This window comes from Methylocystis sp. Uni0008 (genome assembly GCF_056838045.1).
On the sequence record NZ_CM166370.1, the window covers coordinates 395826 to 419721 of the forward strand.

25 protein-coding genes, 2 pseudogenes and 1 riboswitch are annotated in these 23896 nt (G+C 63.0%); of the genes and pseudogenes, 8 read left to right on the forward strand and 19 right to left on the reverse strand.

The window, feature by feature from the left end:
* Nucleotides 1–91: 91 nt before the first annotated feature.
* Nucleotides 92–185: riboswitch (TPP riboswitch) on the reverse strand.
* Between the two features lie 47 nt (nucleotides 186–232).
* From AC0X69_RS01955 to AC0X69_RS01965, 3 genes are read right to left on the reverse strand one after another with little or no spacing between them, the layout of a single operon-like run.
* Entirely contained in the window at nucleotides 233–580 is a 348-nt protein-coding gene (locus tag AC0X69_RS01955) for a P-II family nitrogen regulator (protein ID WP_482610773.1), read from the reverse strand.
* A 5-nt stretch (nucleotides 581–585) separates the two neighbouring features.
* Entirely contained in the window at nucleotides 586–1317 is a 732-nt protein-coding gene (locus tag AC0X69_RS01960) for a DUF1538 domain-containing protein (protein WP_482610775.1), read from the reverse strand.
* Entirely contained in the window at nucleotides 1314–2006 is a 693-nt protein-coding gene (locus AC0X69_RS01965) for a DUF1538 domain-containing protein (RefSeq protein ID WP_482610777.1), read from the reverse strand. Before AC0X69_RS01965 ends, AC0X69_RS01960 begins: the two co-directional genes overlap by 4 nt.
* A 205-nt stretch (nucleotides 2007–2211) precedes the next feature.
* Here AC0X69_RS01965 and AC0X69_RS01970 point away from each other — a divergent pair, with 205 nt between their 5' ends.
* Nucleotides 2212–4734, forward strand: a complete 2523-nt coding sequence (locus AC0X69_RS01970; RefSeq protein WP_482610779.1) for a cation-translocating P-type ATPase — start codon at nucleotides 2212–2214, stop codon at nucleotides 4732–4734.
* A gap of 226 nt (nucleotides 4735–4960) precedes the next feature.
* Nucleotides 4961–6295, forward strand: a complete 1335-nt coding sequence (locus AC0X69_RS01975; RefSeq protein ID WP_482610781.1) for an OmpP1/FadL family transporter — start codon at nucleotides 4961–4963, stop codon at nucleotides 6293–6295.
* Between the two features lie 86 nt (nucleotides 6296–6381).
* Here the strand turns inward: AC0X69_RS01975 and AC0X69_RS01980 are convergent, their stop codons facing one another.
* From AC0X69_RS01980 to AC0X69_RS01995, 4 genes are read right to left on the reverse strand one after another with little or no spacing between them, the layout of a single operon-like run.
* A complete protein-coding gene (locus tag AC0X69_RS01980; RefSeq protein ID WP_482610783.1) occupies nucleotides 6382–6762 on the reverse strand; it encodes a VOC family protein in 381 nt (126 codons plus the stop codon).
* Between the two features lie 23 nt (nucleotides 6763–6785).
* Entirely contained in the window at nucleotides 6786–7910 is a 1125-nt protein-coding gene (locus AC0X69_RS01985) for an Mrp/NBP35 family ATP-binding protein (protein ID WP_482610785.1), read from the reverse strand.
* 52 nt (nucleotides 7911–7962) lie between these two features.
* Nucleotides 7963–8196 (reverse strand): GDCCVxC domain-containing (seleno)protein, encoded by a 234-nt coding sequence (locus tag AC0X69_RS01990; RefSeq protein ID WP_482610787.1) that lies wholly within the window; start codon nucleotides 8194–8196, stop codon nucleotides 7963–7965.
* Between the two features lie 2 nt (nucleotides 8197–8198).
* The gene (locus tag AC0X69_RS01995; RefSeq protein WP_482610789.1) at nucleotides 8199–9137 is read right to left on the reverse strand and encodes a 2-oxo acid dehydrogenase subunit E2; all 939 of its coding nucleotides are present in this window, start codon (nucleotides 9135–9137) and stop codon (nucleotides 8199–8201) included.
* Between the two features lie 65 nt (nucleotides 9138–9202).
* Between AC0X69_RS01995 and AC0X69_RS02000 the strand changes: the two genes are divergently transcribed.
* Both AC0X69_RS02000 and AC0X69_RS02005 read left to right on the forward strand, forming a co-directional pair.
* Nucleotides 9203–9685 (forward strand): DUF29 domain-containing protein, encoded by a 483-nt coding sequence (locus tag AC0X69_RS02000; protein ID WP_482610791.1) that lies wholly within the window; start codon nucleotides 9203–9205, stop codon nucleotides 9683–9685.
* A 131-nt stretch (nucleotides 9686–9816) separates the two neighbouring features.
* Complete coding sequence (locus AC0X69_RS02005; protein ID WP_482610793.1) at nucleotides 9817–10095, forward strand: hypothetical protein; 279 nt, start codon at nucleotides 9817–9819, stop codon at nucleotides 10093–10095.
* Nucleotides 10096–10276: 181 nt separating this feature from the next.
* Here AC0X69_RS02005 and AC0X69_RS02010 read toward each other — a convergent pair.
* From AC0X69_RS02010 to AC0X69_RS02040, 7 genes and pseudogenes are all read right to left on the reverse strand, one after another.
* A pseudogene (locus AC0X69_RS02010) lies at nucleotides 10277–10894 on the reverse strand (IS630 family transposase); the annotation flags it as partial.
* Between the two features lie 69 nt (nucleotides 10895–10963).
* Nucleotides 10964–11830 (reverse strand): IS21-like element helper ATPase IstB, encoded by an 867-nt coding sequence (gene istB / locus AC0X69_RS02015; RefSeq protein ID WP_482607322.1) that lies wholly within the window; start codon nucleotides 11828–11830, stop codon nucleotides 10964–10966.
* Nucleotides 11827–13092, reverse strand: a complete 1266-nt coding sequence (gene istA, locus AC0X69_RS02020) for an IS21 family transposase (protein ID WP_482609828.1) — start codon at nucleotides 13090–13092, stop codon at nucleotides 11827–11829. The genes istB and istA overlap by 4 nt, the downstream gene beginning before the upstream one ends.
* Before the next feature lie 142 nt (nucleotides 13093–13234).
* Nucleotides 13235–13702: pseudogene (locus AC0X69_RS02025) on the reverse strand (helix-turn-helix domain-containing protein); the annotation flags it as partial.
* Nucleotides 13703–13980: 278 nt separating this feature from the next.
* A complete protein-coding gene (locus AC0X69_RS02030) occupies nucleotides 13981–15450 on the reverse strand; it encodes a pyruvate dehydrogenase complex E1 component subunit beta (RefSeq protein WP_482610795.1) in 1470 nt (489 codons plus the stop codon).
* 12 nt (nucleotides 15451–15462) lie between these two features.
* A complete protein-coding gene (gene pdhA / locus AC0X69_RS02035; protein ID WP_482610797.1) occupies nucleotides 15463–16467 on the reverse strand; it encodes a pyruvate dehydrogenase (acetyl-transferring) E1 component subunit alpha in 1005 nt (334 codons plus the stop codon).
* Between the two features lie 94 nt (nucleotides 16468–16561).
* Nucleotides 16562–17338: a DUF1499 domain-containing protein gene (locus AC0X69_RS02040; protein ID WP_482610799.1), complete on the reverse strand. Its 777-nt coding sequence runs from the start codon at nucleotides 17336–17338 to the stop codon at nucleotides 16562–16564.
* A 209-nt stretch (nucleotides 17339–17547) separates the two neighbouring features.
* On the opposite strand from AC0X69_RS02040, the gene AC0X69_RS02045 reads away from it, so the two are divergent.
* From AC0X69_RS02045 to AC0X69_RS02055, 3 genes are all read left to right on the forward strand, one after another.
* Nucleotides 17548–17760 carry a hypothetical protein gene (locus tag AC0X69_RS02045; RefSeq protein WP_482610801.1) on the forward strand — a complete coding sequence of 71 codons (213 nt, stop codon included), beginning with the start codon at nucleotides 17548–17550 and terminating at the stop codon, nucleotides 17758–17760.
* 66 nt (nucleotides 17761–17826) lie between these two features.
* Nucleotides 17827–18750 (forward strand): metallophosphoesterase, encoded by a 924-nt coding sequence (locus AC0X69_RS02050; protein WP_482610803.1) that lies wholly within the window; start codon nucleotides 17827–17829, stop codon nucleotides 18748–18750.
* Between the two features lie 53 nt (nucleotides 18751–18803).
* Entirely contained in the window at nucleotides 18804–19115 is a 312-nt protein-coding gene (locus tag AC0X69_RS02055; RefSeq protein WP_482610804.1) for a TonB-dependent receptor plug domain-containing protein, read from the forward strand.
* Nucleotides 19116–19150: 35 nt separating this feature from the next.
* Here AC0X69_RS02055 and AC0X69_RS02060 read toward each other — a convergent pair whose 3' ends face one another.
* Together AC0X69_RS02060 and tuf are read right to left on the reverse strand one after the other, a co-directional pair.
* On the reverse strand, nucleotides 19151–19717 hold the full coding sequence (locus AC0X69_RS02060; protein ID WP_482610806.1) for an NUDIX domain-containing protein: 567 nt from the start codon (nucleotides 19715–19717) through the stop codon (nucleotides 19151–19153).
* A gap of 176 nt (nucleotides 19718–19893) precedes the next feature.
* Nucleotides 19894–21084 (reverse strand): elongation factor Tu, encoded by a 1191-nt coding sequence (gene tuf, locus AC0X69_RS02065; RefSeq protein ID WP_482608388.1) that lies wholly within the window; start codon nucleotides 21082–21084, stop codon nucleotides 19894–19896.
* Between the two features lie 206 nt (nucleotides 21085–21290).
* On the opposite strand from tuf, the gene AC0X69_RS02070 reads away from it, so the two are divergent.
* Nucleotides 21291–21773 (forward strand): hypothetical protein, encoded by a 483-nt coding sequence (locus tag AC0X69_RS02070; RefSeq protein ID WP_482610808.1) that lies wholly within the window; start codon nucleotides 21291–21293, stop codon nucleotides 21771–21773.
* Here AC0X69_RS02070 and AC0X69_RS02075 read toward each other — a convergent pair.
* The 3 genes from AC0X69_RS02075 to AC0X69_RS02085 all read right to left on the reverse strand — a co-directional run bounded on the left by AC0X69_RS02075 (nucleotide 21699) and on the right by AC0X69_RS02085 (nucleotide 23721).
* On the reverse strand, nucleotides 21699–22826 hold the full coding sequence (locus AC0X69_RS02075) for an IS630 family transposase (RefSeq protein WP_482608352.1): 1128 nt from the start codon (nucleotides 22824–22826) through the stop codon (nucleotides 21699–21701). The two genes, AC0X69_RS02070 and AC0X69_RS02075, sit on opposite strands and share 75 nt — an antisense overlap.
* A 186-nt stretch (nucleotides 22827–23012) precedes the next feature.
* A complete protein-coding gene (locus AC0X69_RS02080; RefSeq protein WP_482610810.1) occupies nucleotides 23013–23216 on the reverse strand; it encodes a hypothetical protein in 204 nt (67 codons plus the stop codon).
* A gap of 160 nt (nucleotides 23217–23376) precedes the next feature.
* Nucleotides 23377–23721 (reverse strand): hypothetical protein, encoded by a 345-nt coding sequence (locus AC0X69_RS02085; RefSeq protein WP_482610812.1) that lies wholly within the window; start codon nucleotides 23719–23721, stop codon nucleotides 23377–23379.
* Nucleotides 23722–23896 lie beyond the last annotated feature (175 nt).

Below are 23896 nucleotides of genomic sequence, written 5' to 3' on the forward strand. Positions count from 1 at the left end.
CTTCATCTCGCTTCGTCAAAGTGAAGCGGACGTTGAGTCAGGAAGACGAAGGAGGGGCGCGCCACCATCACGACGACGCTGTCGCGCCGGTCGCTCATTTCGCTGGCCTTCCCTACGCCGGCATGACCCGGATCAGGTTCGACGGGTGCTTCTCAGCCGCGCTTGCGGCGCCCCTCGCCATTCAGTGAAAACTAGTCTGTTCGCGACCGCCCCGCAAGGCGGCGAACCACGCTCATTCAGGAGGGCGATCGGGACTCTGCTCATTGCGCAGATGGCTGACGCCGACGACCTTATCGAGCGCCACCACAAAAGCGAGGCCTCTGCTTGGCTCCGTCAGTTCGGCGGCGCGCATGATCTCCTGCAAAATGGCGTCCGCTTTGTCGGAATAGACGACGGTGAGCACGATCTCCTTTTCGGGCTCTATGGCGATGCCGAAGATCTTCTCATGCTCGTTGACGCCAATGCCGCGGCCGTAAAGGACGGTGCCGCCGCGCGCCCCGGCCGTGACGGAAGCCTGGAGAACCGTGTTGCCCCAACCCTTCGGCACGATGGTCACGATCAGAGATGCGTTCAACAACATCGTCGTTACTCCTGTCGCCGCTTCGCCCAACGGACGAGAAGCCCCAAGGTCATGACCGAAAGCAGGGGCGCGAGCGCAATCAGCGATACGAGGCCCAGTCCCTCAACGATCATATCGCGGCCATTCGTCGACGCGGCTGCGCCGAGCGCGAGCGCTAGAAGAAAGGTATTGGCCATCGGGCCCGTTGCGACCCCGCCCGCATCAACGGCGATCGCCACGAAGTCTTTTTCGCAGAGCCACATGATCACGATGACGAGCGCATAGCCCGGGGCGACCAGATAGAGCAGCGGGAGTCCGTAAGCGATCCTGAGCAGCCCAAGCGCGACGGACGCCGCGACGCCGATGCAGATTGTGTAAAGAACGGTCGTCGCCGAAATCGAACCGCTCGAGGCGTCCTCGACCTGATCGGCGAAAATGCGCACCGCGGGCTCGCTCCAAGTTGTGACGAACCCCAGAAATAAACCTATAGGCGCCAGCAGCCATTTGTACGGCAAGGCCCCAAGCGCCTCGCCGATGGCGCGGCCAACGGGCATAAGAACGATCTCGACGCCGAGCAGGAAAAGAAAAAGCCCCGCCCCTGCGATGAGCGTTCCGATCATGATGTCGAGCACGCTCCTGCGCGGCAGTCTCAGGAGCAGCGCCTGAAAGACAAGGAAGAGCGCCACCAACGGCAGCACCGCCTCCGCAACGCTCTCAGCGACGATGCGCGCTTCGTCCAGCCGGGCCTCGAGGCTCACCGCAGCAATATCCCGATCGCCATCATGGCGAAGATCGGGCCTATCGACGCGAACCCCAGGAGCCCAAATCCGTCAGCGACCGCTGAACGGCCGGCAAGCACGGAACTCAAGCCAATGGCGATCGAGATGACAATCGGCGCCGTCAGCACGCCGGTCGTCACGCTGCCGGCGTCATAGGCGAGCGGGATGAACTGCGCCGGCGCGAAAAAGGACAGAGCAAGCATCGCCCCATAGGCGATCGTCAGCAGGCCTCGCAACGAGAAGCCGAAAACGATGCGCGCCATAGCAACAGCGGTAAACCCCCCGACGCCGACCGCGATGGAGTAGAGGATCGTCTGCCGCGAAATGTCGCTCATGAAGCGGTTCACCTGGTTGGCCAGCACGAGCACGTCGGGCTCTGCAAGCGTCGTTGCGAAGCCTAAGGCGAAGGCGACGGCGGCGATGAGCGTGATCGAGCCTTTCCCCGGCAAAGCGGCGCCGACATAGTTTCCCATTGGCAGGATGCCGTAATCCACGCCCGTGAACAGCAGAACCATTCCGGCGACGATCAAGACCGCTCCCGTGACGAGATCGACGATGGTCGCCGTCGAGGCGCCGATCAAGGTGAGCTGCAACAGGCAAACGACCGCGAACAGGGGGAGGACCGCCCGCAAAGTCTCCCAGAGCTTTTCCTTTAGAAGCAAGAGCATAGCTGAAGAAGGTAGGATCGCGCCGCAGGCAAGTCAACGAAAGCTGAAGATTGCGCAGGCGACGTCAAAAACAAGGGCGTGACTCCAGATGTCGCGGCCCGGTTGGCGTTTCGTAATACGGCCAGCTTTCCAATATGCTTCAGCTCCATCCGCCCCTCATCGACGCGCTCGCTTAGGCGAGAATGCGCCCGCCGCCACAACCAGAATGAACCGAGCCAGCATCGAGGGCCTGACGACGGACGAAGCCGCCCGACGTCTTGCCGAATACGGGCCGAATGAGCAGCCACGGGCGGCTCCGCCGGGCGTATTCGCGATCGCGCTGCGCACGCTCAAAGAACCGATGTTCTTTCTGCTCGCCTCGGCCGCGCTGCTCTATCTCTTCGTCGGCGATTTCGGCGAGGGCCTGTTCATGGTCGCCGGCGCAGCCGCGTCGATCACTCTGGTCGTGCTGCAGGAACTGCGAACCGAGCGCGCGCTGCAGGCGCTCAACCGACTGGCCGAACCGACCGCGACCTGTTTGCGCGATGGCGCCGAGCGGCGCATCCCTGCCCGCGATCTTGTCCCTGGCGACATCATTCTCGTCGGCGAAGGCGAGCGCGCGCCGGCCGACGCGCTGCTGATCGACGGCGACGCGCTCGTGCTCGACGAATCCCTGCTCACGGGGGAGTCGGCGCCAGTGACGAAGACTCTCGCAAGCGGGGATCGCTCGGAGACGGAATTTCCTGATCCCGGCGGCGACCACACGCCTTATCTTTTTGCGGGAACGATGATCGCGCGCGGATCGGGGCTCGCCGAAGTCGTCCGCACCGGCGCGCATACGGCGATGGGCCGCCTCGGCGCCTCGCTTGCGGCGATCGAGGCCGAGCCTAGCCCGCTGCAACAACGCACAGGCAAACTGGTCGCGACGCTCGGCGCCTTCGCCCTTCTCTTTTGCGGGTTCGTGTTTCTCGCCTATTGGCTCACGCATGGCGATTGGTTTCAGGGCGCGATCGCCGGCATCACGCTCGCCATCGGTCTTCTGCCGGAAGAATTTCCGATGGTGCTCGCGATCTTTCTCGCGCTCGGCGCCTATCGCCTGGCGCGCCGCAACGTGCTCGTGCGCCGCTCTTCCGTGACCGAAACGCTGGGTTCGACATCGATCCTTTGCGTCGACAAGACCGGCACGCTGACGCAGAATCGCATGCGCGTGGCGTTCGCCGTCGCGGAAAACGACGATGCGACAGATCCGTCGCGCCCGGAAAGCCGCCGCGGGCTCATTCGCGCCGCCCTGCGCGCCTCTTCCGCGAACCCTCTAGATCCGATGGATCGCGCGGTTCACGCCTATGCCGCTGATGAAGGCGTGACGCCGGAAGGCGATGCAGTTCGCAACTTTCCGATCCGCCCCGACCTCCTCGCCTTCATTCAATGCTGGCGCGATGGATCGGGAGAGAGCTACGCGGCGAAAGGCGCGCCGGAAGCGATCTTCAAACTCGCGCGACTCTCTGACGATGCGCGCGCGCGACTTCAAACTGAAGTCGACGATCTCGCGCATCGCGGCCTGCGCGTGCTTGGGGTCGCCCAGACGGCGCCGCTGCCGCACGCGCCGCCGCCGGAAGCCGCAGCGTTCTACTTCGTCGGACTGGTGGCCTTCGAGGACCCGCTGCGCGATGACGTCCCCGCCGCCGTCGCCGCGGCGCTGCGGGCAGGAGTCGCCGTGGCGATGATCACCGGCGACTATCCCGCCACGGCCCTCGCGATCGCGCGCCAAGCGGGCCTCAATACTGAAGCCGGCGTGCTCACGGGGGCGCAGATCGCGGCGACGCCAAGCGACGCGCTCCCCGAACACATCCGTAACGTGCGCGTCTTCGCGCGGGTGACCCCGACAAGCAAGCTTGCGCTCGTCGAAGCCTTCAAAGCCGACGGCCATATCGTCGCCATGACCGGAGACGGCGTCAATGACGGGCCGGCGCTCGCCGCAGCCCATATCGGCATCGCCATGGGCCAGCGCGGATCGGATGTCGCGCGCGAAGCCGCTCCTATCGTGCTGCTCGACGACAGCTTCCCGTCGATCGTCGCCGGCGTGGCGCTCGGCCGGCGCATCTTCGCGAATCTGCGGCGCGCGCTGACCTATGTGACCGCGATCCACGTCCCGATCGCCGGCGTCGCTCTGGCGCCGATCCTGATGGGCTTGCCGCCGCTGCTGCTCCCCGCGCATGTCGTTCTGATGGAGCTGATCATCGACCCCACCTGCGCGCTGGTTTTCGAGTCGCAGCCGAATGAGCCCGACGCCATGCTGAAACCCCCGCACAGGCCGGACGATCTGCTTTTTGGCGCGCGCGAACTGTGGCTCGGTTTCGTCCAAGGGTTTGTGGTCTTCCTCGCCGTAATGTCCGTTTATGTCATTGACGACGCGTTGGGCGCCCCCGAACCGCAGGCCCGCGGCCTCGCCTTCGCGACCCTCGTCGTCAGCAATCTCACGCTCGCGCTCGCAGATGCGCTTCCGCGCGGCGCTTCGCTGTTTTCACGCGACAATCTGGCGTTCTGGGGCGTCGCGTCCGCGGCCGCTGCGCTGTTGGCGGCAAGCCTTTATGCGCCATTGATCTCAGAGCTCCTGCGCTTCGAGCCGCCGACCTGGCCAAAACTCGTTTGGGCGCTGACGCTCGCCGTCATCGCCGGGAGCTGGTACGGGATCTGGCGCCGGCTGCTCTATCCCCCGCCCGCCGCACGTCCCAAGGACGCGATCGCTTGAGTCCGGTCTGCGGAGGCGCGCGCCACAAGGCGCGCCAAAGCCGAAAAGCGCTTGTGTTGCAAAGACGTGACAGGCGAACGAAATCTGCGCATGTGAAGCGATATTTACGCTGCACGGCGGGGCGCCTCTGGTAACCTGTAAATTACCGTGAACATGCGTCGGTTCGGCGCGATGGGGCGAAGGCCCTCACGCCGAATAAAGGCATTGCGCTTCGGGACTCGCCCCCATGAAAACCATTGTTTCGCGCACTTTCCTGTTCACGCTCACGGCAATCGCCGCGCTCGCGCCATCCTGCTCCTTTGCCGCCGACGGTTTTTTTGCGACGGGATACGGCCCTCGCCAGAGAGCGCTCGCCGGCGCCAGCGTGGCCGATGGCCGGGACGGCATGGCCGCGTCCGTCAATCCCGCGACCATCGTCGGCCTTGACCGGCAGTTTGCGTTTGGCGTCGCCGCCAATCTTGCTTATCGCGGTTACAGGACCGAAGGACTTCCGAGGCTCATCGCGCCGGGCGATGTGCACAGCGGCCGTCCATGGACGCCTATCCCCAACTCGGGCAACATTCGCCCGATCGACGCCGACTCCGCGTGGAGCATCGTCACCTATTCGAATGGCGGCATTAACAGCGCCTATGACGTGAGATACGCCCGGTCGCCGCTGGGTGGGCCGTTCGGCGGCGGCTTCGTCGGATTAGACCTCAGGCAAGCCTTCGCGAGCGTCGATTACGCGCGCCGCTTCCACACTTCGATCGGCCCCATCACGATCGGCCTCGCGCCGACGATCGCGGTGCAGATGTTGAACGTTCAGGGTGTGACCACGTTCGCGCCCTTTTCAACAAATCAGTGGGAAATGTCAGACATGGGGTTTGACTGGTCCTACGGCGGCGGCTTCCGCTTAGGGTTGCTGTGGGGAATCACGGACACCTTGCGCTTCGGCTTTTCCGGCTCAACGCCCATGTGGATGTCGCGTCTCGATAAATATTCGGGTCTTCTCGGCGACCACGGCAGATTCGACATCCCGGCGCAATTGCAGGCGGGGTTCGCCTACGACATCTTGCCCAATCTTACGCTCATGGCGGATTGGCGACATGTCTTCTTTTCCGCCGTTCCCTCTATCGGCAATTCCAACGCGCCCCTGATTGTGCGCTCGCTCGGCGACAGCGCCGGCATCAATATGAAGGATACGGATTCGGCATCCGTCGCCGCCGAGTGGCGCGCGACGCCGACGCTGGCGCTTCGACTTGGCTATCATTACGCGACCAGTTCGCTGATCGCGCGTTCGTTGAACTTTGCGGTGCTCTCGCCGAGCGTGAACCGGCATCATCTCGGCGGCGGTTTCAACTACGCGGTTACGAAAAACTCGTCGTTCGATTTTTCCGTCCTTTGGGCTTTCAAGAATTCCGTATCCGCCTTTGAGGCGATTCCGCAGTCGGCAGCGCGGCCTTTCGGCGGGTTCAATCCCGCCGCCACGGTCAATGTGTGGGCCTATGGCGGCGCATTCTCTGTCGGCTACAATTACAAATGGGATGCAGGCGACGATTCCTGGTTTCCCAGCCATTTCTGAAATATCGGGCTCCCTGAGGGCCGGCAGCGATCGGCCCGCCTGGCGCGCCTCCTGGACGGGAGGCGCGTCTTTTTGCCGGCAGCGGCCTATTCGATGCGCGTGGCGATCCACCAGGTCGTGCCGCCTTGGTCCTTGACGCCGCCGCGCTTGTCTTCATCGTCTTTCTTCACGGGCGCCTGAACTGAGCTCGCGCCGGCCTGCAACGCGCGCGCATAAGTTTCGTCCACCGAGGGAACATAGACGTGGACATGCGCTTCGATCGCTGGCCACTGCGGCGCAGCGTCGGCGAGCATGACGACAGTGTCGTCGATGCGCACCTCCGCATGCCGTAACCTTCCCTGCGCATCCGGAAAGGTGCGCAGCGCCGCCGCGCCGAAAACCGCCTGCAGGAATTTTATGGTCGCTGCGGCGTCGGTGACGACCAGATAGGGAGAAACGCTGTTTTGTCCCGGCGGCTTGAAGGACATGTCGAAGAAGCTTTCGCTCTGGTTCAGCCGACGACGATCTTCGGCGCGGCGCGCTGCTTTTGCGTTTCGAGCAGCGTTTTCACTTTTGCCGCGAGATTGAGATAGACCGCGGCCTGCGGACTGTCGGGCTCGGCGCCGACCACGGGACGCCCCGCGTCGGAAGTTTCGCGAATCTTGATGTCGAGCGGCGCCTCGCCAAGGAAGGGCACGCCCATCTGTTCGGCGTCGTGGCGCGCGCCGCCATGCGCGAAGATCTCGGAGCGGCCGCCGCAGTGCGGGCACAGGAAGTAGCTCATATTCTCGATCACGCCGAGGATCGGCGCCTCGACCTTCTGGAACATGGCGACGGCGCGACGGGCGTCGATCAGCGCCAGATCCTGCGGGGTCGATACGACGACCGCGCCGGCGAGCGGGACCTGCTGCGCGATGGTGAGCTGAACGTCGCCGGTGCCGGGCGGCATGTCGATGACGAGCGCGTCGAGCTCTCCCCAGGCGACTTCGCCAAGCATCTGCGAAATCGCCTGTGACACCATCGGACCGCGCCAGACCATCGGAATATTTTCGTCGACGAGAAATCCCATCGACATGATCTTTAGGCCGTAGGCTTCGATCGGAACGAGCTTGCCGCCTTCGACCTTCGGCTTGTCGGAGAGCCCGAAAAGCCGCGGCATCGAGGGCCCATAAACGTCGGCGTCGAGCAGGCCCACGCGCCAGCCCTGTGCGGCGAGGCCGAGCGCGAGATTGGCCGAGGTCGTCGACTTGCCGACGCCGCCCTTTCCAGAAGCGACGGCGACGATGTAGCGGATTTTCTCCAGCGCCGGGATGCCGCCCTTGCGCTGCGGGGGCGCGGCGGCCCCATGCGTGTGCGTGTGCGCCTGCGCTTGACCGCGCGGCGGCGCCTCGGCGCGTGGCGCGCGCTCGGCGGTCAGCGTCACGATCGCCTGCTCGATCTCCGGCATCGCCTTGATCGCGCGCTCTGCGGCCACACGCGCCGCCTCCCAGGCCTGCGGCTGGCTGGGATCGCCCGCCAGAGAGACAAAGGCCTTGGCGCCCGACAGATTGATTCCGCTCAAAGCGTGAACGAGCGGCGTGCCGCCAGGTCCGTAGAGCCCTTCCAGCGCTTTTAAAATGTCAGCTTCCGTCGCCACGCGCGCGCTCCCTGCCTGTTTAGAGCTGTTCCAGGCAAGGCATATGCCGCGATTAGCGCCCCTCGTCCATCGGGACGCCGCAACAATCGCCGTCCTTCTGCACTGGCGGGCATGGAACGTCGCCATAGGAGCAGAACACGCAGCAGTCGCCGGGCTTGGGCGTGAGCCGGGCGCCACAACCGGCGCATAGATGCACGACCACGCAGGCGTCGAGCGGCATGTCGAGCGTTTCAGCCCGCGCGCAGTGCGGACAGGTGAGGGTCGATTGAAGCCGCAGGCCGCTCATTCTCAGACGAACATCATCGCCGGATGTTCGATCACGCGTTTGAATTCCGCCAGAAGCTCGGCGCCGAGCGCGCCGTCGACGGCGCGGTGATCGCAGGAAAGCGTCACGCTCATCATTGTCGCGACAAGCGGCGCGCCGTTCTTCACGATCATGCGCTGCTCGCCCTGCCCGACCGCCAGGATCGTCGACTGCGGCGGATTGATCACCGCCGTGAAGCTCTGCACGCCATACATGCCCAGATTGGAGACCGCCGACACGCCGCCTTCATATTCATGCGGCTTCAGCTTGCGGGCGCGGGCGCGGCCGGCAAGCTCCTTGATCTCTTCGGAAATCTCGCGGACCGATTTCGCCTCGGCGTTGCGGATGATCGGCGTCACCAAACCGTTCGGAATCGACACCGCGACGCCGATGTCCGAGGAAGTGTGGCGCAGCAACGCCTCCGGCGTATAGGTGACATTCGCCTCGGGCTTGCGCTGGAGCGCCATGGCGAGCGCCTTGACGACGTAATCATTGACCGAGGTCTTCCACGCCGGCTTGCCGTCCGCGCCGAGCGGCGCGGCGGAATTATAATCCTCGCGCAGCCGCAAGAGCGCGTCGATCTCGCAGTCGACGTTGAGATAGAAATGCGGAATCGTCTGGATCGCTTCCGTCAACCGGCGCGCAATCGCCTTGCGCACATTATCGTGCGGGATTTCCTCGAATGAGCCGGCTTCGAAGAATTTGCGCGTGACGTCCGCTGACGGCGCCGCGGCGAGCGGCGCCGCCTTCGATGGCGCTCCTCCGCGGGCAAGGGCGGTTTTCACATCGCGTTCGATGATCCTGCCGTGCGGCCCGGAGCCTTGCAGCGCGGCAAGATCGAGCCCGCCCTCCTTCGCCAGTCGGCGCGCGAGCGGCGAGGCGAAGATTCGGGCGCTGGGGGCGAATTGAGCAGGGGCGTTCATCGTGGGCATTCGCCTTTGGCGGCGGAAGTTTCGCTATATATTATAAGCCTTGCCGGGATCAGTCCATGAACGCGCCGAACCGAGCGAATAAATCAGCCGAGGGGAAATTGGCCGCGAGTCAGCTTTACGACCGGGATTTTTACGCCTGGGCCAATGAGCAGGCGGCGCTTCTGCGCGCCGGAAAACTCAGCGAAGCGGATATCGAGCATATCGCCGAAGAGGTAGAGAGCTTGGGCAAGACCGAAAAACGCGAGCTCCTCAGCCGGTTGCGCGTCTTGATGCTGCATTTGATGAAGTGGCGGTTTCAGCCTGAAAAGCGCACGGCGAGCTGGGAAGCGTCGATCAAGGTGCAGAGAATGGATTTATTGGAGCATCTTCAAGACAATCCGAGCCTGCGTCCGTTGATCGCCACGATTCTTGAAAAGGCGTTCAAGGGGGCGGCGCTCGAAGCCATCGCCGAGACGGGATTGTCGGAAAAGATTTTTCCTCAGAAATGTCCCTGGACGTTTGATGAGATGATGGCCGAGGATTTCTGGCCGGAGGGGTGATGCGGCGGGCGCCTGAACTTGTTGACGGGCGTTGACCAGATCCTAGTTATTCTCTCGCACAACGACACTGATCTAAGATAATCTCGCCCACTCTACTGTTACAAAGCAGGCCGCTATCGAGAATAGGCAGCTTGAAGATCAAAGCCAAAAACGAAATTGTTTTTGCGGTCACCTTGCAATCCTTCGGAATCGCGCCTGCCGAGGCGTCGCCTTCGGTATGCACAGAATTTCTAAAGATATATTTGGATGGCGCCGCGGCTTCACGCCCGATGAATTGGGTCATTTCAGAAATTGGAGGTGGCTCATCTTCAAATACTATAATTACGCAGCTATGCGAAACTTTCGAGATTCTCACCGAACGGACATTTCTGTATAAGGTCTCCCTGATCGTGCCAAAAATTACATCCTGACCCCTTCTTCTGATCAACATGCAGAGACAAATACCGTCAGGGTGGCCAACATAAATATACTTTTGGCTCAAGTACATAAAGGTGAATACAACAGCTAAGATACAGAGCAACCCAAACAAATAGCTTTCAGCTGACGAGATTGCGTTCGACCTAACGCCATCTGCACCCATCGTAATATACACTAGTGGATCGAATCTAACACTTGATGCCCGCGTCTGACGGCGGCGATGATTTTGTCAGGATCGGCGGTCCAGGTGAAGGGTTTGGACTGTTCGTTGTGCTCTTCTAGAAAGCGATGGATGGCGGCCTGTAGGTCGACGATCGATCGGAAGACGCCGCGCTTCAACCGACGCTTTGTGAGCTTGGCGAAAAAGCCTTCGACAGCGTTGAGCCAGGAGCACGATGTCGGCGTGAAGTGGAAGGTGAAGCGTTCGTGGCGCTGGAGCCATCGGCGCACCTTAGGGTGCTTGTGAGCGGCGTAATTGTCGAGGATCACATGCACGAGCTTGCCGGCGGGAACCTCCGCCTCGATGGCGTTGAGGAAGCGGATAAATTCCTGATGGCGGTGACGCTGCATGTTGCGGCCAATCACTTTGCCGTCGAGCACGTTGAGCGCGGCGAACAGCGTGGTCGTTCCGTTCCTTTTGTAGTCATGCGTCAGGGTTCCGGCGCGGCCCTTCTTCATCGGCAGACCGGGCTGGGTGCGATCAAGCGCTTGTATCTGGCTCTTCTCGTCGACGCTGAGCACGATGGCGTGCGCCGGCGGATCGACATAGAGCCCGACGACATCGCGCAATTTCGTGTAAATGCCGATGTTAATTTCCCCAGAAGCGCCGGAGTAAAATTCCCCAGTTGGCGGGCGTGGCGATCAGCCGAGGTCTTGATCGGCGCCTCCGTTTTTTGGCGGGCGTCCGCGACGACGCAGGGTCGGCGGGATTGGCGCGGGTTGGATGCTGGCTTTCGTCCGAACATGTTCGGGCAAGAGGTCGGCGTGCTCGCGCAGGCGATAGCTCGAGCCTTCGATCTGGAAGACGACGGCGTGATGCAGGAGACGGTCGAGGAGCGCCGTGGCGACGACTGGATCGCCAAAGATCTCGCCCCATTCCGCGAAGCCGCGGTTCGAGGTGAGGATCATGGCGCCCCTTTCATAGCGGGCGTTGACGAGCTGGAAGAACAGATTGCCGCCGCCGGGCGTAACCGGCAGATAGCCGATCTCGTCGACGATCAGCAGCGAGAAGCGGCAGAAGTAACGGATCTTCTCCCGCAGCGCCCCTTCGCGTTCGGCCTTGGCCAATGTTGTGATGATGTCGGCGAGGCAGGCGAAGTAGACGCTGCGGCCGGCTTTAACCGCCTCGACGCCGAGCGCCAGGCTGAGATGGGTTTTGCCTGTGCCGGGCGGTCCGATGAGATGAACCGCTTCGGCGCGATCGATGAACTGCAATTCGGCGAGCGCCATGACGCGGCTCTTGTCGAGCGACGGCTGGAAGGCGAAGTCGAAGCCGGCGAGCGTCTTGACGGCGGACAGGCGCGCCATCTGGAGCGCCATCCGGACGCGGCGGTTCTCGCGTAGCGTCAGTTCTTCGGTGAGCAGAATGTCGAGCGCGTCGAGCGCCGTAGTCTCGCCACGCTCGATGCCGCGCAGGGTGATGTCGAGGATTTCGAGGGCGCGCGGCATTCTCAGGCCGACGAGATTGCGTTTGACGCGGTCGATGACGGCGGAGGGCGTTGCATTCATCGTGAGCCTCCCTGCATCGCCAGCCGGCGCCCCACCGCGTCATAGAAGGCCAGCGGGCGTCTCGCGGCGTGATCGCCGGCGCGCAGCATGAGGGACGGCAATGCGTCGGGCGGCCGGCGACGATACGCTTGCAACGGCATTCTGCGATGCGCCGGATCGAGACGTTTTTCGCCGCGGCCTTCGAGCGGCGCATGGGCGGCGATCAATTCGCCGTCCTCGAAGATGCGGATGGCGTCGGCGAAGACATGGACATCAAGGACGCGTCGCCGGGTCGTGTCCGGGACGCTGTAGAGATTGCCGCCGACGCTGACCATGCCTTCATGCGACGCGCGCCGCTCGAGCCGAAGCACCGCCTGATAGGGCGTCGACGGCACCGGCTTGAGCGACGCCTTCTCTTCGGCGAAAGCCTCATCGACGACGCGCCTGGTCGTGGCGTGGACCCTCGGATTGGCGATCGTATCGAGCCAGATTCGGAGCTGGGCGTTCAGGTCATCAAGATTGCGGAAGGCGCCGCCGAGGAAAAAGTCTTCCCGGATGTAGCGGAAGGGCCGCTCAACCTTGCCCTTCGTTTTGGCGCGGTAGGGTTTGCAGGCGCGCGGCTGAAAGCCGTAATGGCGCGCCAGATCCAGTAGCGCGCGATTGTAGACAACGAGGCCATCCGGGTCTTCCCCGATAACGGCCGTCTTCATGCGATCGTAGAGGATCTCGCGCGGGACGCCGCCGAGCGCCTCGAAGGCGGCCATATGGCAGCGTAGGACGCTTTGCATATCCTGGTGCAGGACGAAGCGCGCCCAGATGAAGCGGGAATGCCCCAGGACCATGGAAAAGAGCCAGACGATCCGCTTGACGCCGAGCTCGTCGAGGAACTCGACATCGAAGCGGGCGAAGTCGACCTGAGCCTGTTCGCCAGGCGGCGTCTCGAAGCGCACCTCGAAGCCTTTCGAGCGCGGCGGCCGAAGTTCGCGCAGGAAGTCGGTGACCGCAGTGTAGCCGCCGGCATATCCGCGATCCTTGATCTCTCGCCATAGCCGGCGGCCGCTCAGCGCCGGATAGGCGACGAGGCGCTCCCGCAGATAGGCCTCGAAAGTTGCGATCGCGCGTTCGCGCGGCGGCCGCGCCTTGTAGCTGGGCGCCGTCAGCCCCGCGGCGATGTGCTTGCGGACGGTCTTCCGGTCGATTCCGAGCTGGCGCGCGATCGCGGACACAGAGACGCCCTGACGATGTAATTCCAGGATCATGACAATTTCCCCGAGTTTGATCACCGAGCCCTCCCTTCCGCCAAGGGGAGCAGCATCGGCGAGTCGGCGCCGCCCGGCCTTCCAGGGCATGCCCTGGAAGGCCGGGCGTCACGAAAACTGGGGATTTTTCAATCGGCACATTTGGGGAGTTTACGACCGGCACTCACAATTTCGTGACGAAGTCCGGATCGTTGGAGAGCTTGAACAGGCGCAGGCGGTGTGGCTGAAGCCCGTGCGCGCGCCAGATGCGCTGAACCGAGCTGACGGAAACGCCGACGGCCTTCGCCATCATCGCGCCGGTCCAATGCGTCGCTTCGCAAGGCGGCTCTTGCTGCGTCAAGGCGACGATCCGTTCGGCGACGTCCTGCCCGAGCGGTCGAACGCGAGACGGGCGGGTCTTGTCGCGAAGAAGGCCGTCAACGCCTTCCTCCATGAACCGCGCCTGCCAGCGCCAGACGCAGGTCTTCGACGTGCCGGTCTGGCGCATGATCTCGTTCGTGCCGACGCCGTCGGCGGAAAGCAGAACGATCCCGGCTCGCCAGACATGCTTTTGAGCCGCGTTCCGGTCCTTAACGATGGTCTGAAGCCGCTTCCGATCGGCCGACGACAACGTGATGGAGATTCCCGTGCGCATCACCCAGACTCGCACGCGCAATAAGCGATAGGAATCCCTCAAAGGACTCAATCGTCAGATTTTATCCACTAGAATGATGAGGCCAACCGGGATCTTGGCTCGATCAAGCACGTACAAACACATGTTCGGCCGTGCAAGCCATATGATGCTACGTTTGTCTTGATTGGACGGAAGGCTCATTCCAACTAACGCCGTTAGACATTATAGCAGGTGATCGCAGACGATTTTCGCCCGATCGGTAGATAGGAAGGCGCAATTACATTCGTTGGTGATTTGGATCACCGATACAACACCGCCTTCGCGGCCGTGACGACTTCAGGCACGCTCGGCAGGGCGAGCTTTTCGAGATTGGCGGCGTAAGGCATCGGCGTGTCCTTGCCGGTGACGCGCAGCACCGGCGCGTCGAGATAATCGAAGGCCTCGGCCTGAACGCGCGTGGCGATCTCGGCCGACACGCCGCACTGCGGCCAGCCCTCTTCAATCGCGACGCAGCGGCCGGTCTTTTTCACCGATTCGATCACCGTCTCGGTGTCCATCGGCCGCAGCGTGCGCAGATCGATCACCTCGGCTTCGATGCCTTCCCTTGCGAGTTCGTCAGCGGCCTGGAGCGCATAGGTCATGCCGATGGAGAAGGAGACGAGCGTCACGTCCTTGCCGGGCCGCGCGATGCGCGCCTTGCCGATCGGCAGGACGAAATCCTCGAGCGCCGGCACTTCCGAGGTCTTGCCGTAGAGAATCTCGTTTTCGAGAAACACGACCGGATTGTCGTTGCGGATGGCCGCCTTCAGCAGGCCCTTCGCGTCGCTGGCGTTCGACGGCGCGATGACGATCAGTCCCGGCACCTGCGAATACCAGGCGGAATAATCCTGACTGTGCTGGGCCGCGACGCGGGCGGCGGCGCCGTTCGGTCCGCGAAAGACGATCGGGCAACGGATCTGTCCGCCCGACATATACAGCGTCTTCGCCGCCGAATTGACGATGTGATCGATCGCCTGCATCGAGAAGTTGAACGTCATGAATTCGACGATCGGCCGCAATCCCGCGAACGCCGCGCCGACGCCGACGCCGGCGAAGCCGTATTCCGTGATCGGCGTATCGACGACGCGCTTCGCGCCGAATTCCTGCAAAAGGCCCTGCGTGACTTTGTAGGCGCCCTGATACTCGGCGACTTCTTCGCCGATCACGAAGACGGCGGGGTCGCGCCGCATCTCCTCGGCCATCGCGTCGCGCAAGGCTTCGCGCATGGTCATGGCGACCATCGCCGTGCCTTCGGGCACCTCGGGAGCGACGGTCGCGGATATTTCCCTGGCGACGCTCGTCGCCTTTTGCGTCGGCGTCGCAGCCTCGACCGCGGCTTTCGTCGCGGCCTTGTTGGCTTCGCCGGGTTCGTCCTGTGGCGCGGTCTGTCCCGGCACGGGCGGCGCCGCTTCGGCTTGTTTCTGGGCCTTGTCCTCTTCGCCGACGCCCGCGATCGGCGCATGGTCGGCGGTGTCGGCGACGCTTTCGCCTTCCTCGGCGATCACCGCGATCGGCGTGTTGACGGCGACATTCTCGGTCCCGCCCGGAACGAGGATGCGCGCCAGCACGCCTTCGTCGACGGCCTCGACCTCCATCGTCGCCTTGTCGGTCTCGATTTCGGCGATGACGTCGCCGGCCTTCACCTCGTCGCCTTCCGACTTGAGCCATTTGGCGAGCTTGCCCTGCTCCATCGTCGGCGACAGGGCGGGCATGAGAACGTTGACGGTCATTAAATCAATCTCTCACGCGAGCACGTCGGTCCACAATTCGCTCGGATCCGGCTCCTTGTCCGCCATCGCGAAATCGGCGGCCTCGGAGACGATCTTGCGCGCATTGGCGTCGATTTTCTTGAGTTCTTCCTCGCTCACGCCGTCTGCGATGAGGCGCACGCGCACTTGTTCGATCGGATCATGCTCCTCGCGCATCTTCTGCACTTCTTCCTTGGAGCGGTATTTCGCGGGATCCGACATGGAGTGGCCGCGATAGCGATAGGTCTGCGCCTCTATGAGATAGGGGCCATTGCCATTGCGGCACCATGCGATCGCCTCATCCGCCGCCGCCTTGACGATGCGCACGTCCATGCCGTCGATCTGCTTGCCGGGGATGGCGAAAGCCGCGCCGCGTTTCGAGAAGTCGATCTGCGCCGAGGCGCGGGAAATCTCCGTGCCCATCGCATAGCGGTTGTTCTCGACGATGAAGACCACCGGCAGTTTCCAGAGCGCCGCCATATTGAAGGCCTCATAGACCTGGCCCTGGTTGGACGCGCCTTCGCCAAAAAAGGTGAGCGAAACGCGGCCGTCGCCGCGGTAGGCGTTGGCGAAGGCGACGCCCGCCCCGATCGGCGCCGGCGCGCCGACGATGCCATGGCCGCCGTAGAAGCTCTTCTCGTGCGAGAACATGTGCATCGAGCCGCCCTTGCCCTTCGAATAGCCGTGACGCTTTCCGGCAAGCTCGGCCATCACGCCCTTCGGCTCCATGCCCGAGGCGAGCATATGTCCGTGATCGCGGTAGCTCGTCGTGAACTGGTCGCCGGCGCGCGCCGCCATCTTCACGCCGACGACGACAGCTTCCTGACCGATGTAGAGGTGACAGAATCCGCCGATGACGCCCATGCCGTAGAGCTGTCCGGCCTTTTCTTCGAAGCGCCGGATGAGCAGCATTTCCCGATAGGCGGTGAGTTCCTGGTCGCGGGTGAAAGGCGGAACCGCTGGGGCGTTCACTGCGCCGCCGCCGCTTTCCTCAACCATTTCACCGCTCCCGTCGCTAAGCTTCGCCGTGCAGAATAATCCAAGACGCCGCTGAAAACGAGCGTCTCGCCTTCCTGTCAATTTGGGGAGCGCGTCAGCGCGCGTCGAGTTGCGACTGCAGTTCCTCGGCGAAAGCGGTGATTCTTTTGGCGTTCGCGCCGAAGTCATGGCGTCCGTAGCGCGACGCCGACCGCAGGTCGATCCGAGTCTGGCCCGGCAGCGGCTTGAAGCGGACGGTGATGTCGTCGTCGAAGCCCATGACGAGAGTCTTGTCGATGAAATCGATGTGCCCGTCGCCGCTGCGCGCGCCCGGCGGCCGTTTGTCGACAAGCGTCCAGCCTTGCGCCTTGGCCGTCTTCAGCACCAGAGCGAAGGCTTCGTCGGTGTCGAGATCGACGACGATCGGCTCGACGTCTGGATAGGCCGGCCGCTGCGCCTCACGCGCGCGCGCCGGCAGGCCCGGCGGCTGGAAGCCGCTACGCGCATCGAAAGCGGCCCGGGAGTAGGAGAAATGCGGCGGATCGGCGACATCCGTCGAAATGTCGGAAAGCACCGGCAGGCGCACCGCCTCGAACGCCAGATAGGCCGGATAGCCCAGGGTCAGCGCCGCGAGAAAGAACGCGGCCGTCGCCGCCCCCGCGCCGCGCCGTCCCTCTCGCCAGATCACGTTGCAGGCGGCGAAAAACAGAAGCAGAGCGATCAGCGCCAGGGCCATCGCGCCGCCAAGCGACGCCAGCGCCGAAGGCGGGTCAATGGCGCCAATTCGCCCCAAAAGAATCGACAAAATCGCCACAGTCGCGGCGAAAATCGCGAAGCGTCGGCTCCAGAGCGCGACTTTCGACCAGGGTTCGGGCGGAAGATGACGTCGCATAGGATCAAAGACTCGCGTGACCGCCGCCATCTCGGCGGCTCGGCCGCATTCTTCGCAAATTTGCAGCGAATGCAACGCCTGTCGCGCATCCCCAAAAAAACTTCGAGCGGCGGCGACCGGCCCTCGATTCCTTAGCGGCTCGTTAACTTACTGAGGACAATCCTAGGAAAACGCCCTTTTGAGTCCCCCTCCTAGCGTCGAGCGCAACCATGTCGGACAAGTATTCTGTCGAGTTCAACGAGCCCCAGTCCGGCGGCCATCCTCATGACCTTCTCGCGCGTCTCTACCGCGAGATCGGCATTTCCGCTGTCGCCGCGGCGCTGGAGGTCGAGCAGTTCGCCTCGCAGCCCACGACCCCGGTGGAGCGCCTCGACGAGCGCCGCCTGCCCGCGGTGCTTCTGGGAGACGAACTCGCCGCCTGATATAAGACTCCTTCGTCGCAGCCGGTCCTCCGCGTCGAGCGGGCGGACGCGGACGAAGGATAGGAAATGATCAGCCGTCGCGCGTTCCTGCGCTGGCAATCAGGCATGATTCTCGGCGCGGCGATCGGCGGCGGCCTCGGCGCCTATTCCGTCGTCATCGAGCCGAACTTCATCCTCGACGTGACGCGCCGCCGCGTGACGCCGAAGCGGTGGCCGGCTGGCCTGACTCTGCGCGTCTGCGTCATCACCGATCTGCATGCCTGCGAGCCCTGGATGCCTGTCTCGCGCATTCGCGAGATCGTCGGCGTCGCCAACGCTCTGCAGCCGGATCTGACGGTCCTGCTCGGCGACTTCGCCGGCGGCACGCATCTGGCGACGGGGCGCGTCACGCCCGAACAATGGGGCGAGGCGCTGGTCGATCTCAAAGCGCCGCTCGGCATTCACGCCGTTCTCGGCAATCATGACTGGTGGCACGGACCTCTGCCTGGCGACGCGCCGGACGACGCCGAAGGCGCGCGGCGCGCACTAAAGCAGATGGGCGCGCGCCTTTATGAAAATGACGCGCTCCGGCTCGAGAAGAACGGCGCCGGCTTCTGGCTGCTGGGGCTCGGCGACCAAATGGCGACGACGCTTCGCGAAGGTAAGGGCTGGCGCGGCCATGACGACCTCGACGGGACTCTCGCGCGCGTCACAGACGACGCGCCCGCCATTCTGATGGCGCATGAGCCTTTCATCTTTCCGCGCGTGCCGCAGCGCGTCGCGCTGACGCTCTGCGGCCACACGCATGGCGGGCAGGTCAATCTTCCCTTCGCTGGTCCCGTTTTCACGGAGTGGCGCTGGAACACGAAGCATATTTACGGCCACATCGTCGAAGACGACCGCCACATGGTCATTTCGGCGGGGCTCGGCGAGTCGATCCTGCCGGTGCGCTTCATGCGCCCGCCGGAGATCCTCGTGGTGACCGTCGAGGCGCCGGCGCTTTTTGCATGAGGCTTGGTCTAAGCGCCCGGACGGCTATATCCTGCCTTCAGGAGGACAACGCCATGGGCAGGTCTCTCACTCGACCGATTCTCGTCGCCGTCGCCTGTGTCATTGGTCTGACGGCCCCGGCCGCCGCCGATACGCGCGTGCGCGGCGCGCGTGCGCGCGTCCATCGCGTCGCGCCGCCGCCGCCCTATTACGACGACGGCTATTTCTCCGACTATTTGACGGGGCCGACGGGCGCGCCGACGCCGGTCATGCAAGTTCCAGGCTCAACCAGCGTCATAACCCGAAAAATGATGGACGACTTTCAGTCGCGCGATCTCTGCGGCGCGCTGCGGCTGGCGCCGGGCGTGACGACGTCCGGCTGTTGAGCGAAACATCGTCCGCCCGCGCGTGAGCGGTTGCGTTAGTCGAAGAGTTCGGGACGCCGAAGACGCAGCGCCTGAACAAGCGCCAGCGTCTTCATGTCGACGAAGCCGTCGCCCGCCATCAGCGCCGCGAGTTCCTTGAGACTCATTTCGACGACGCGAACCTCTTCGCTTTCATGAGCGACGCCGCCGCCGTCGCCGACGCGATCCTCCGCGCGATATTCGGCGAGATAGAGCGCCATGCGCTCGGTCGAGACGCCCGGCATCGACCAGGCGGTTGCGACATGTTCAAGGGCGCCGAGCCGCAGTCCGCCTTCTTCGAGCGCTTCGCGTCTCGCCGTGGCGGCTGCGTCATCCTCGCCCTCGACGAGACCGGCGATCGTCTCGAGCGACTCCGTCGCGCCGACGGCGATCAGCTCCGCGGCGCGCAGCTGCGCCACGAGCAGCGCGGTCTTGCGCTCGGGATCGTAAGGCAGCACGGCCGCCGCGCAGCCATGGTCCTCGACGTCGCGCAGCACCGTCGTTCCATCCGGCATGCGGATCGTCGCGATCGACATCGTCGACCAGCGCTTGTGCGTGCGTTCAACTTTTACTACCGAAGGCATGACGGATCTCAATCCCTCGCCGCTGTCTGAAACTGAATGGTCCAAAAATAAAGGGGCAAGAGCGCGGCTCCTGCCCCTTTTTACTTTAGCGCGCTACGATCGATCATTCGATGATGCTGGCGACGACGCCAGCGCCGCACAGGAATGCGGTTGATCGCATGCCGTTGTCGCATCGATCACTCAATGATCGAGGCGACGACGCCGGCTCCAACGGTGCGGCCGCCTTCACGGATGGCGAAGCGCAGCTTCTCCTCCATGGCGATCGGCACGATCAGCGCGACTTCCATCGTCACATTGTCGCCCGGCATCACCATCTCCACGCCCTCGGGAAGCGTGACGATGCCGGTCACGTCCGTCGTGCGGAAATAGAACTGCGGGCGGTAGTTGGTGAAGAACGGCGTATGACGGCCGCCCTCTTCCTTCGTCAGGATATACGCCTCGGCCTTGAACTTCGTATGCGGCTTCACCGAGCCCGGCTTGCACAGCACCTGGCCGCGCTCAACGTCCTCGCGCTTCGTGCCGCGCAGCAGGCAGCCGACGTTGTCGCCCGCCTCGCCCTGATCCAAGAGCTTGCGGAACATCTCGACGCCCGTCACCGTCGACTTCGTCGTCGGACGGATGCCGACGATCTCGACTTCCTCGCCCACCTTGATCACGCCGCGCTCGATGCGCCCCGTCACCACCGTGCCGCGGCCGGAAATCGAGAACACGTCCTCGACCGGCATCAGGAACGGCTGATCCTTCGGACGCTCCGGCTGCGGAATATAAGCGTCGACCGTCTGCATCAGCTTCAGGATCGCGTCATGGCCGATCTCGGGGTTCTTGCCCTCGAGCGCGCACAGCGCCGAACCCTTGGTGATCGGAATGTCGTCGCCGGGGAATTCATACTTCGAGAGCAGTTCGCGCACTTCGAGCTCGACGAGCTCTAAAAGCTCCGGATCGTCGACCATGTCGACCTTGTTGAGGAACACGACGAGCGCCGGCACGCCGACCTGACGGGCCAAGAGGATATGCTCGCGGGTCTGCGGCATCGGGCCGTCGGCGGCCGAGACGACGAGGATCGCGCCGTCCATCTGCGCCGCGCCGGTGATCATGTTCTTCACATAGTCCGCGTGGCCGGGGCAGTCGACATGGGCGTAATGGCGGTTCTGCGTCTCATATTCGACATGCGCCGTCGAAATCGTGATGCCGCGCGCCTTCTCTTCGGGCGCCTTGTCGATCTGGTCATAGGCCGTAAAGGTCGCGCCGCCCGTCTCCGCCAGAACCTTGGTGATCGCCGCCGTCAAAGACGTCTTGCCATGGTCGACGTGTCCAATCGTCCCAATGTTGCAGTGCGGCTTCGTGCGTGAAAACTTTTCCTTGGCCATGATCCTTGTTCCGGCTTTGGCGGGGCCTTCCCCGCGTGCGGCGGGGGTTTAAGGGCAATGAAGGCGGAGGGCAAGGGGTCGCGGCTCCCCTGTCACGAATCCCGGCTGTCGGCCACGATCCAGTTCGCCGCTAACGTATGGAAGTCCTTAAACGTCAACTCCTGGGGCTCCAGCTTCCGGACCTCCAATATCTCCGGCAAATCCGCTTGAAAGCGTTTGAATTCGGCCGCTATCGCCCGCCCTCCGGGCACGAGCGCATCCCCGGCCTCGTCGCGAAACCAAGTCGCGATCTCTTCAACAAGCCTGTCGATTTTTCCCTCATGCGCATGAATATCCTGCCCGGCGATGTCCGAGATGAATTGCTGATAGCGATATTTTTGTCTGTCGAAAATGAGCGCCTTCTTTCGCGAACGTTTAGGCCCGAAATTGCGCGCGCCCAAGAAAAGGCCCAGTTCAAGGGGCATGTTGAAGCGCGGCAAACCAGACGCCGGGTCCAGCTCGGTGTTGGAAATATCGTGAACGCCATACCGGCATTCGCGAATAATGCGGCATATCTTTTCGATCCGCGCCTCGCCGCCATCGTCATTTTCTCTAGCGTCCTGATTCAGAAGTTTCTATCCAGCTTTGGCTTGGAGGTCGAGGGTGCGACGGCAGAAGCGTTCGATGGAGGCCAGAATGTCGTCGGCTGACTTGGTCCAGCGCAGCGGCTTCGGATCAGCGTTCTGTTGGGCGAGGAAAGCCTTGATGGCGGCGATGAGGTCTTTGACGGACTTGTGCGCGCCTCGCTTGATCTGCTTTTCGGCCAGCAGCGCGAAGAAGCGTTCGACCTGATTGATCCACGACGACGATGTCGGCGTGAAATGCATGTGCCAGTGGGGCCGCTTGGCGAACCAGTTGCGGATCACTTGCGTCTTATGGCTCGAAGCGTTGTCCATCACGACGTGAATGTCGAGGCCGGCGGGAACGTTGCTCTCCACTTCGTCGAGAAACTTGCGGAACTCCTGCGCGCGATGGCGCGGCATGCATGTGCCGATCACACTGCCAGCCTTCACGGTCGTCTCAGCCGTGACAGCAGCGATGAAGCCGGCAAAGAGCGTCGTAGTGCCGTGGCGGTCGTAGTCGTGCGTGCGCCGCTCGACTTGTCCAGGGCGCATCGGCAGCAGCGGCTGCGTTCGATCAAGCGCTTGTATTTGGCTCTTTTCATCCACGCATATCACCAGCGCCTTGTCGGGCGGATCGAGATAGAGGCCAACGATGTCGCGCACTTTCTCGACGAACTGCGGGTCGGTCGAGAGCTTGAAAGTCTCGGTGCGATGCGGCTGTAGGGAGAATGCACGCCAAATGCGATGAACCGACGAAGTCGACACGCCCGATGCTTTCGCCATGCCGCGCGTGCTCCAGTGCGTCGCGTTCTTGGGCTGCGTTTCGAGTGTCCTGGTCACGATCTCCTCAACGCGGTCGTCGCCGATCTTGCGTGGCGCGCCACAGCGCGGCTCATCGTCGAGACCATCGAGACGGTGCTTGGCGAAACGCTCGCGCCATGTGCGCACGGTCTGCCGCGTTACACCGACCGCAGCCGCGATCTCGCAGTTGTTGAGCCCGTCAGCGGCCCGCAACACGATCTCCGCGCGTTGCGCATGCCCACGCGCCACCTTGCGTCGCCGGACGAGCCTTTTGAGGTATTCCCGTTCGTTCTCGCTGAGCTTAATCTTGCTCGCTTTGGTCGCTCCGTCCCTCGCCATGCCGCCCTCCCGAATCCCGCCTGGGCCGAAGGAATCACAATCGCGAAAACGTGGCTAGTAATTTCTGGGACAGGACACTAGCGCAACGCGGCGTATAGCCAGATCTCACGACAGCGAAGACGATCGCCTGGAAAAACTCTTCGTAGTCCGGCGAAAACGGACAATTGATAAAAACGTCCTTATCCTTCATCCCGCCCGCTTGGCGGCGCGTACCGTTGCGATGGCGTCACGAATTTCCTTTGCTGAGAAGTGCGTCGCTTCGCCTTTCGGCTTCAAAATGCGCACGCCGTCTTTCGTAACGCCAAGAACCTTGGGGGCGTTCGTAAGCACACGACCCGCAAGTTTCCGGACTTCGCTAGCGCCGAGGGTTTTTTTGGAGCCTTTTGCCATGTAGAGATAATGGCGCGCCTTTCCGCGCTTCGCAACCAGCCGCCCCGGCCGTCCCGCATGATGGCGTATAATCCCATCGTCGCCTGTGCCACCTGTCCCACTCCCAAAGGCTCCTTGGTGCTCCTTATCGCAGCGAAATGTTTGGATCTGCGTTCAGAGATCAGCTGCATCCGGAATGGCAGGTCACTTCCGTAATCACCGGCGTCGTTTCGCCCACCGTAATGACGTCGATCACCACGCCCTTGCGCTTCCAGCGAAAAATACAATTGGCGTTCCCCGTTCCGGCGCAAGAGACGGTCTCGGGCCGTCCCTTGCAGCGCGGATCGTCCTTCTGACAGACAAATCCCGCCTCCGGCTCATGGACGGGCTTCCAGCCCTTTTTCACGAGAACCTTGCGCGCCGACGCGTAAGGCTCATCCTTCGGGAAGCCAGGGATTTGCGCCAGAGCGCTGGAACAAAGGGCCATTGTGACGAAAACGGCGGTTGCGGCGAAAAGCGCTTTCATAAATTCACTCCTAATTCGTAGAAGCGGCTGTACCTTCTTATGGCGGCTCACACATTCCTCAAGAGCCACGGGCCAACTCCCGGAGCATAAAGGGCTAGAAGCTCTCGTCTGTCCGCAAGCGCCTTCTGACTTTGCGCGGCGCTTGACTAGAGCGCTGCACATTGAAATCGCCGGC

Excerpts from the sequence above, each read along its gene's own strand:
- AC0X69_RS02050 (WP_482610803.1), top strand. The coding sequence starts at position 17,827 with ATGATCAGCCGTCGCGCGTTCCTGCGCTGGCAATCAGGCATGATTCTC.
- AC0X69_RS01975 (WP_482610781.1), top strand. The coding sequence starts at position 4,961 with ATGAAAACCATTGTTTCGCGCACTTTCCTGTTCACGCTCACGGCAATC.
- AC0X69_RS01995 (WP_482610789.1), bottom strand. The coding sequence starts at position 9,137 with ATGAACGCCCCTGCTCAATTCGCCCCCAGCGCCCGAATCTTCGCCTCG.
- AC0X69_RS01990 (WP_482610787.1), bottom strand. The coding sequence starts at position 8,196 with ATGAGCGGCCTGCGGCTTCAATCGACCCTCACCTGTCCGCACTGCGCG.
- AC0X69_RS01955 (WP_482610773.1), bottom strand. The coding sequence starts at position 580 with ATGTTGTTGAACGCATCTCTGATCGTGACCATCGTGCCGAAGGGTTGG.
- tuf (WP_482608388.1), bottom strand. The coding sequence starts at position 21,084 with ATGGCCAAGGAAAAGTTTTCACGCACGAAGCCGCACTGCAACATTGGG.
- AC0X69_RS02055 (WP_482610804.1), top strand. The coding sequence starts at position 18,804 with ATGGGCAGGTCTCTCACTCGACCGATTCTCGTCGCCGTCGCCTGTGTC.
- AC0X69_RS02000 (WP_482610791.1), top strand. The coding sequence starts at position 9,203 with ATGAACGCGCCGAACCGAGCGAATAAATCAGCCGAGGGGAAATTGGCC.
- AC0X69_RS02045 (WP_482610801.1), top strand. The coding sequence starts at position 17,548 with ATGTCGGACAAGTATTCTGTCGAGTTCAACGAGCCCCAGTCCGGCGGC.
- istB (WP_482607322.1), bottom strand. The coding sequence starts at position 11,830 with ATGAATGCAACGCCCTCCGCCGTCATCGACCGCGTCAAACGCAATCTC.
- AC0X69_RS02030 (WP_482610795.1), bottom strand. The coding sequence starts at position 15,450 with ATGACCGTCAACGTTCTCATGCCCGCCCTGTCGCCGACGATGGAGCAG.
- AC0X69_RS02085 (WP_482610812.1), bottom strand. The coding sequence starts at position 23,721 with ATGAAAGCGCTTTTCGCCGCAACCGCCGTTTTCGTCACAATGGCCCTT.
- AC0X69_RS02040 (WP_482610799.1), bottom strand. The coding sequence starts at position 17,338 with ATGCGACGTCATCTTCCGCCCGAACCCTGGTCGAAAGTCGCGCTCTGG.
- AC0X69_RS01965 (WP_482610777.1), bottom strand. The coding sequence starts at position 2,006 with ATGCTCTTGCTTCTAAAGGAAAAGCTCTGGGAGACTTTGCGGGCGGTC.
- AC0X69_RS02075 (WP_482608352.1), bottom strand. The coding sequence starts at position 22,826 with ATGGCGAGGGACGGAGCGACCAAAGCGAGCAAGATTAAGCTCAGCGAG.
- pdhA (WP_482610797.1), bottom strand. The coding sequence starts at position 16,467 with ATGGTTGAGGAAAGCGGCGGCGGCGCAGTGAACGCCCCAGCGGTTCCG.
- AC0X69_RS01980 (WP_482610783.1), bottom strand. The coding sequence starts at position 6,762 with ATGTCCTTCAAGCCGCCGGGACAAAACAGCGTTTCTCCCTATCTGGTC.
- AC0X69_RS01970 (WP_482610779.1), top strand. The coding sequence starts at position 2,212 with ATGAACCGAGCCAGCATCGAGGGCCTGACGACGGACGAAGCCGCCCGA.
- AC0X69_RS02080 (WP_482610810.1), bottom strand. The coding sequence starts at position 23,216 with ATGGCAAAAGGCTCCAAAAAAACCCTCGGCGCTAGCGAAGTCCGGAAA.
- AC0X69_RS02060 (WP_482610806.1), bottom strand. The coding sequence starts at position 19,717 with ATGCCTTCGGTAGTAAAAGTTGAACGCACGCACAAGCGCTGGTCGACG.